Genomic DNA, 7,636 nt, shown 5'->3' with positions numbered 1-7,636 from the left:
CGTATAGACCGTCTCGACAGGTGGAACACGTTCTAGTTCTTCGCAGTCGTGAAGCCCGATCAAAGTGTCAGACGACTGACACAACGGCTTCGGCGGTCCTACTGTGCCCCTCATGAGCCACCTGCCGCCGCAGCACGTCGTCGACTCCGCCCTGGACTCCCAGTCCCGCCCCGTGCCCTACCCGCGACCCGCGGAGGGCGCCCCCAACGTGCTGATGATCGTGCTCGACGACGTCGGCTTCGCCCAGCTCGGGTGCTTCGGCTCGGGCATCTCGACCCCCCGCATCGACGAGGTCGCCGGTGGCGGGCTGCGCTACCAGCGCTTCCACGTGACCGCGGTCTGCTCCTCGACCCGGGCCGCGCTGCTCACCGGCCGCAACCACCACGCGGTCGGCATGGGCGTCACGGAGGAGGCGGCGCTCGGCTTCCCCGGCTACACCGGCCGCATCCCGCGCAGCGCCGCGACGATGGCACGGCTGCTCAAGGACACCGGCTACAACACGATGGCGGTCGGCAAGTGGCACCTGGTGCCGCGCACGGAGACCTCCGCCGCCGGCCCCTTCGACCGGTGGCCGCTGGGCGTCGGCTTCGAGAAGTACTACGGCTTCCTCGGCTCCGAGACCAGCCAGTGGGCGCCGGAGCTGGTCCGCGACAACCACCACGTCGAGGCACCCGCGACACCCGAGGAGGGCTACCACCTCACCGAGGACCTCGTGGATGAGACCATCCGGATGATCCAGGACCAGCAGCAGGCGACGACCCGCAAGCCGTTCTTCGCCTACCTGGCCACGGGAGCCGCGCACGCACCGCACCAGGTCGCCCCGGAGTGGGTCGAGCCCTACCGCGGCGCCTTCGACCACGGCTGGGAGGCCTACCGCGAGGAGGTCTTCGCCCGCCAGGTCGCCGCCGGGGTCGTCCCCGAGGACACCGTCCTGACCCCCCGCCCGTCGTGGGTGCCGGAGTGGTCGACCCTGTCGGAGGACCAGCAGCGGCTCTACGCCCGCTACATGGAGGTCTTCGCCGGCTTCATGACCCACACCGACCACCACCTCGGTCGCCTCTTCGACTTCCTCGAGGAGATCGGGGTCGCCGAGGACACCGTGGTGATGATCCTGTCCGACAACGGCGCGAGCGCCGAGGGCGGTCCGACGGGCACCCCGAACGAGGCCGCCGGCTGGGTGGGCCTGCAGGCCGACGAGGAGACCGCCCTCGGCCAGATCGAGGACCTCGGCGGGCACGACGCGTCCAACCACTACCCCTGGGGCTGGGCCTGGGCCGGCAACACCCCGCTGCGGCTGTGGAAGCGCTACTCCTGGCTCGGCGGCGTGCGCGCGCCGCTCGTGCTGCGCTGGCCGGCGGCCGTGCCCGACCCCGGCGCCGTGCGGGGCCAGTTCACCCACGCCGTCGACCTGTTCCCGACCATCCTCGAGGCGGCCGGTGTCGCCCTGCCCGACGCCGTGGACGGGGTCAGCCAGCAGCCCGTGGACGGCGCGTCGTTCCTGGCCAGCGTCCGTGACGGCGCGGCGGACGAGCACCGACGGATGCAGTACTTCGAGATGATGGGCTCGCGCAGCCTCTACCTCGACGGGTGGAAGGCCGTCACCGACCACGTCGCCAACCAGTTCGGCGAGCGCGACCACGTCGAGGGCAGCTTCGACCACGCCACCGACCGCTGGTCGCTGTTCGACCTCACCACCGACTTCTCCGAGCACCGCGACCTCGCCAACGAGCACCCCGAGCTGGTACGCCGGATGGAGGGGCTGTGGTGGGCCGAGGCCGGCCGCAACCAGGTGCTCCCGCTCTTCGAGTTCCCGAACTCGATGTTCCACCTGCACCCCGGGGAGTTCCCGCCCCCGCAGGAGGCCACGTACCGACCCGGCGGCTCGCCGGTGATCGAGCCGATGCTCCCGGCGGCCGGGGCCGGGTTCTCGCTGCGCGCGCACGTCGACGTGCCGGACGACGGCGCCGAGGGGGTGCTCGCCGCCATCGGCGACTCCCAGGGCGGCTGGGGCCTCTACCTGCTCGACGGCCGGCCCACCGCCTGCTTCGCGCTGCTCGACCACACCGACACTGTCCGTGCGGAGACCGTGGTCCCCGCGGGCAGCCACGTGGTGGGGCTGGACTTCCGCCCCGCGGACGCCGACGGCCCCCAGCGGCTGGACCTCTCGATCGACGAGGAGGTCGTCGCGACCGGGCCGGTCCGCGGCACGTTCTTCCTGCCCCAGCTGTCCTCGGCCGCCGTGGGGCTGACCATCGGCCACGACCGTGGCCTGCCGCTGTGCCCGGACTACGCCACCCCCTTCGCCTTCACCGGCGACCTGGACCGCGTGGTCATGCGCAGCGGTGCCGCCGCGACCTTCGAGGTGCCGACCGCGGAGAAGCAGGTCCGGGCCGCGATGTCCGGGGACTGACGCCGGTGTCCTCCGCCCCGACCCCGCCCGGTCGACGCGAGCGGCACAAGCGGACCACCCGCCAGGCGTTGGAGGAGGCCGCGCTGGTGCTCTTCGCGCGCGACGGCTTCGACGCCACCACGGTGGAGGCGATCGCCGAGCGCGCGGAGGTCTCCCCACGCACCTTCTTCCGCTACTTCGCGGCCAAGGAGGAGGTCCTCGACATGGGGTGGGCCGAGCGTCGCGAACGCCTGGCCCGGCTCGTGCGCGAGGCCCCGGCCGTCGCCGACGACCTCGGGGATCGCGCCCGCCCGGCTGGCCACGACGGCGGTGCCGCTGGCGAGCGCCTCGACGGTCGGCAGCGAGAACCCCTCGTACAGCGAGGGGACGCACATGACCTCGGCCGAGCGCATCAGGTCGGCGATGTGCTCGGCCTCCACGCCGCTGTGCGTGGTCACGCAGTCACGCAGGCCGAGCGCGTCGATGCGTCGGTCGGTGGCCCCACCGGGCTCCACGGTCGACACCAGCTGGAGCTCGACGTCGGGGTGCTCGACCCGGACCTTCGCCAGCGCGTCGAGCAGGTGGGCCACGCCCTTCAGCGGCTTGTCGGCCGACGCGACGGCGACGATGCGCCCGGGCACGCGGTCGGCTGCCTCGGCGGGGGTGAAGAGATCGGTGTCGACGCCGAGCGGCACCACGCGGATGCGCTCGGGGTCGATGCCGAAGTCGGTGACGGTGTCGTCGGTGGCCACGGTGGACACGCCGACGACGAACGGCAGCCGTCGGGCCACCCGGGCCTGCATGCCGACGAAGGAGTACCAGCGGGCGACCGAGAGCCTGCGCCAGCCGCGGGCGGCCTCGAGCTCGACCTTGCGGTCGCGGCTGATGGGGTGGTGGATCGTGGCCACGAGCGGCAGCCGGCGACGCAGCGCGAGCAGCCCCCACCCGAGGCTCTGGTTGTCGTGCACGACGTCGAACTCGTCCACGCGCTCGCGCAGGTGCCGGTCGGCACGCAGCGTGAACGTGAGCGGCTCGCCGAACGCGCCGGTGACGCTGAGGACCCACTCGACGACGTCGGGGACGCTGCGCAGGGTCCAGGGCGCGGGCGGCTTGAACGGGTCGGGCTCGTCGTAGATGCCGAGGCTGGGCAGCCGCGTGAGCCGGACCCTGGGGTCGAGGCCCACGGGGTAGGGCTGCCCGGAGATCACCTCGACGTCGTGGCCCGCCTCGACGAGGCCGCGGCTGAGGTGCTCGACGTAGACGCCCTGGCCACCCACGTGCTGCTTGCTGCGGTACGACAACAGGGCGACGCGCACGTGACCACCTTCCGCCTCGGCCGCGTGGGAGGCGGCAGTTGAGAGACCCACGGTATCCGAGACGGGGCACGGGGCGTCATGCGCGGCCGGACCCCGGGGTGGTCGGCGGGTCGAGCGGCGTGCCGGCCAGCTCCTCGGCGGTGATCCCGCAGCGTCGACGCAGGCGCGGGTCGAGGGTCGCGAACGACCGCGCGAGGGTGTCCCGCATCTGCGCGAGCGCGAGCAGCACACCCTCGTTCGAGAGGTCGCCTCCTGCGCTCTCGAGGGCCCCGCGCGCGGCGCCCAGGTCGCGCGTGACGGCACGGTAGGCCGCCTCGCTCGTCCGGTCGGTCTCCAGGCGCGCCAGGTGGTCGTACGTGCGCTCGAGCACCTGGAGTCGCTGGCCGAGGGTGCGGGCCACCTCCCGCGCCGGCGGCGGGTGGGCGTTCGCGTCACGCAGGCTCTCGAGCGTCCCGCAGTAGTCCGTCAGCGCGATGCTCAAGGTCGCCCGTGCCGCGGGCCGCGGAGCAGGCTCGCGGTCACCGCCGCACCCGGCCAAGAGGACCACGACGGCGAGCACGGCGATGACGAGCACGACGGCACGTGCCGCCCGGCCCGGGGCCCCCGCGTCGTCGCGGCTCACGGTCGCACCACCTCGTCGGGTCGGGGCGTCGCCACCACCACCGGCTCGCGGAGGAGCCGCAGGTCGAAGTCGGCGCGGACCCCCTCACCCCTGAGACGCACGGACCGCAGAACGGGGGTCCCCCGGCGCGTCACGACGAACGTCGTGCGGGCGCCGGAGTCGTCGTCGAGGACCACCTCGTACCGGTCCTCGTCCGCGCGGACCCGGGCGACGTCGGCGGGGCGCAGTGCGGCGGCGCGGCCGAGGACCCGGCCCGGGTCGAGCTGGTCGCGGAGCCGGTCCCCGGCCGACCGCTCCATCAGCACCCAGCCACGGGCGCCGGCGCGAGCGGACGCCGGCGTGTACCCGCTGCGCAACCAGAACGTGCGGTCGGCGTGCACCCACGTGGTGTTGTAGCGGCTGCGCACCTCGAGCCGGGTCCGCGGTGCCCGGACGGTCGCCTCCCAGGCGCCGCTGCGCAGGTCGCCCGACGCCTGCACCGTCCCGCGCTCCCCCGCGGTGCTGCTGCTCCCGGTCATCCTCGTCGCACCGGCCACGTGCGCGGCTCGCGACGCCGCGCGGAGCCGCTCGAGCGCGGCACCCACGTGGGGGTCGGTCATGGCGCTCGCCGACGGTGTCGCTTCCCGTGACGCGGTGGACGCGTCGGCCTTCGGTACAGGGTGGCGCTCCCGCGCCGCGTCGTCGTCGCGACCTGAGCAGCCCGTCAGGCACAGGCCGGCGAGGAGGACCAGGGCCGCGGCGGCCAGCACCGACCGCGCGCGGGAGGCGCGACGGGTCATGCGGTCCTCCGCACCCGGCTCTGGACGGCGATGACGAGGTCGTCCCACCGGTCGACCGCGAACGCCTGCACGCGCAGCAGCGTGCGCTCGCTGACGAAGAGTGTGTCGAAGGCGAGCATCGACAGGGAGAACCAGGGCAGGCCCATGAGCAGGGCGATGCCGAGGTGCATGCCCGCGATGCCGACGAGCGCCACGCGCCGCGCCGGGGCCCACGGCAGCGTCAGCGGGAACAGGACCTGCAGCAGCACGACCGACCAGGTCGCGAGGGCGAGGAGCACCGGCTGGGCGACGAGCAGGTCGTTGAGGAACCCGAACGGCCGGAACTCCGGCAGCGACAACGGGTAGTAGAGCGCCGTGCCGAACTGCCACGGCCCGCCGCGCGCCTTGTACAGGCCGGCGGTCACGTAGACCATCACGATCTGCGCCATGAGCAGCCCGAGCGCCACGTTGCTGACGAACGTGCCGACCGCCCGCGCCGCGTCGCGGTCGAGCACCCGCGCGAGACCGAGACGCGTCCACACCAGGTACTGCAGGGTCGAGTCCATCCCACCCCACCGCAGGCGCGCGTCCCACGACCAGACGACCGAGCAGCGCGTCCACAACAGGTAGAACAGGCCGATCCGCGCGATGTTGTCGCCCTGGTCGCCGAGGAACGGGGCGGACTCGACGAGCTGGATCGAGCCGAGCAGGAGCAGCAGCCCCGCCGTGCGGGTGAGGCGGCCGAGCGTGAAGCAGACCGCGGCCGCCAAGACCGCGAGGTAGAACAGGTCGAACCATCCGCCCGACAGGTGCTGCAGGCCCACGAGCCAGCCGTCGAACCCGTAGCCCTCCCGCAGGGGCGTCATCCAGGACGACCCGGGACCCCAGAGGAGCCGTCGGTCGCGCAGGTTCGACAGCAGCACCCCGACGTACATCATGCCGAGCAGGATCCGGCACGCCGCGAGGCTGTGCAGGCCGTACGGCTGGGTGCACAGCCGGTCGACGACCTCCGCCACCCTCGACGTCTCGCGGCGCTGGTCGATGCGTCGCTGGCCGACCGCCCTCATGGCCGCACCCCGACCCGCGCCAGGTGGTCCTGCAGCACGCCACGGTCGGGCTGCGGCACGGGCACGACGTTGCGCCACCCGTAGCGCACCGGACGGAAGGTGACGGTCCGTCGCCCGTCCTGGGCCGTCCCGTACTCGACGACCTGACGGCGGACCGTGCGCAGCTCGACCTGCGTCGCCTTGCCGTCCCAGAGCGTCTGCGCCGCGACGGACGCGAGCTGCTCCAGCACCCCGTCGGTGCGCAGGTAGCGGCGGGCCGCGGCCGGCTCCCCGTCGGCGGCGAGCAGGGCCTTGCGCAGCGTGCGGGCGGTGTCGTGCTGCGAGACGACGTCGCGCTGGTCGTCTGAGAGGGCGCCGTAGGCGCCGTTGAGCGAGCCCGCGAGGGTCTGGGTGAGCAGGGCGGAGCGACTGGGCGCGAGCGAGTAGCGGATCTGGTCGCGCTCGGGTGCCGTGAGGGAGACCCACGGCGAGGTCCAGCCGTCACCGTCGCGACCGCGCACCTCGAGGTCGATGGTCCCGCGCTTCGGGATCGGCGCGAAGACCGACCAGCTCTGCTCGAAGAAGGGCTCGATGTAGGCGTCGAGCCATCGCCCGGAGACCTGCTCGGTGACGAGGTTGTCCGGGAGGATCCACAAGGCCACGACCATCGTGTGCGCCACGGCTGCGACGGCCACGGCCACCAGGACTCGGCGGACGCCGCGCGGTAGCGGTCGGGCGGGCTGCTGCGGGTCGCTCGTCATCTGCACTCCTCGGTCGGAGGCAGGTCGGGGTCGGTGGCGTCCTCACGGACGGCGGCACCGACCCCGACCCGCCTCGATGGGCGGCGGGAGCTCGGCCCGGCGGCTAGGCCCGGGCTCCTCGTCCGCGGCGACCCGCCACGAGGGTGGCTCCACCGAGGGCGGTCAGCGCCAGGCCCCACAGCAGCAGCGGCACGGAGACCGGGCCACCGGTGTTCGGGAGGTAGCCCCCGCGCGGGCCGCCCACGGCGCCGCTGCTGATGCCGGACGCCGAGGCGCTGAACCCGATCCCGTTGGCACCACCGGCGATCTGGTCCTTGCCGGCCGACTGCCCGGCGCCCGACGTGTCGGCGCCGGAGGTGCCGCCCGTGTCGTCGTCGCCCGACGTGCTGGCACCCGAGCTGTCAGCTCCCGAGTTGTCCCGGCCGGAGTTGTCGGTGCCCGAGTTGTCCCGGCCGGAGTTGTCGGTGCCCGAGTTGTCCCGGCCGGAGTTGTCCGTGCCCGAGTTGTCCCGGCCGGAGTTGTCCGTGCCGGAGTTGTCGGTGCCGGAGTTGTCGGTGCCGGAGTTGTCCGTGCCGGAGTTGTCCGTGCCCGAGTTGTCCGTGCCCGAGTTGTCCGTCCCCGAGTTGTCCGTCCCCGAGTTGTCCGTCCCCGAGTTATCAGTGCCGGAGTTGTCCGTCCCCGAGTTGTCCGTCCCCGAGTTGTCCGTCCCCGAGTTGTCCGTCCCCGAGTTGTCCGTCCCCGAGT

At 73.4% G+C, this 7,636-nt stretch carries 5 protein-coding genes and 3 pseudogenes; 2 read left to right on the top strand and 6 right to left on the bottom strand.

What is annotated here, in order from left to right; translation table 11 throughout:
- The first annotated feature begins 112 nt into the window (after window positions 1-112).
- Window positions 113-2,410, top strand: a complete 2,298-nt coding sequence (locus A6Q81_RS15860) for an arylsulfatase (protein ID WP_286691062.1) — start codon at window positions 113-115, stop codon at window positions 2,408-2,410.
- Between the two features lie 5 nt (window positions 2,411-2,415).
- Window positions 2,416-2,550 (top strand): annotated as a pseudogene (locus tag A6Q81_RS17335) (TetR family transcriptional regulator); the annotation flags it as partial.
- Between the two features lie 102 nt (window positions 2,551-2,652).
- On the opposite strand, the pseudogene A6Q81_RS15855 reads toward A6Q81_RS17335, so the two are convergent.
- From A6Q81_RS15855 to A6Q81_RS15830, 6 genes and pseudogenes are all read right to left on the bottom strand, one after another.
- A pseudogene (locus A6Q81_RS15855) lies at window positions 2,653-3,666 on the bottom strand (glycosyltransferase family 4 protein); the annotation flags it as partial.
- 115 nt (window positions 3,667-3,781) lie between these two features.
- Entirely contained in the window at window positions 3,782-4,327 is a 546-nt protein-coding gene (locus A6Q81_RS15850) for a hypothetical protein (protein ID WP_286691061.1), read from the bottom strand.
- Window positions 4,324-5,106, bottom strand: coding sequence for a hypothetical protein (locus A6Q81_RS15845; RefSeq protein ID WP_286691060.1), 783 nt, complete (start codon window positions 5,104-5,106; stop codon window positions 4,324-4,326). Before A6Q81_RS15845 ends, A6Q81_RS15850 begins: the two co-directional genes overlap by 4 nt.
- Entirely contained in the window at window positions 5,103-6,152 is a 1,050-nt protein-coding gene (locus A6Q81_RS15840) for an HTTM domain-containing protein (protein ID WP_286691059.1), read from the bottom strand. The genes A6Q81_RS15845 and A6Q81_RS15840 overlap by 4 nt, the downstream gene beginning before the upstream one ends.
- Window positions 6,149-6,892, bottom strand: coding sequence for a DUF5819 family protein (locus tag A6Q81_RS15835; RefSeq protein ID WP_286691058.1), 744 nt, complete (start codon window positions 6,890-6,892; stop codon window positions 6,149-6,151). The genes A6Q81_RS15840 and A6Q81_RS15835 overlap by 4 nt, the downstream gene beginning before the upstream one ends.
- Window positions 6,893-6,995: 103 nt before the next feature.
- Window positions 6,996-7,636, bottom strand: a pseudogene (locus tag A6Q81_RS15830) (hypothetical protein); the annotation flags it as partial.

The sequence above is a fragment of the Aeromicrobium sp. REDSEA-S38_B2 genome (assembly GCF_001628525.1).
Lineage (GTDB): Bacteria > Actinomycetota > Actinomycetes > Propionibacteriales > Nocardioidaceae > Aeromicrobium > Aeromicrobium erythreum.
The sequence above is the reverse complement of the archived record's forward strand: the minus strand, read 5'-3'. Positions and strand labels throughout refer to the sequence as shown.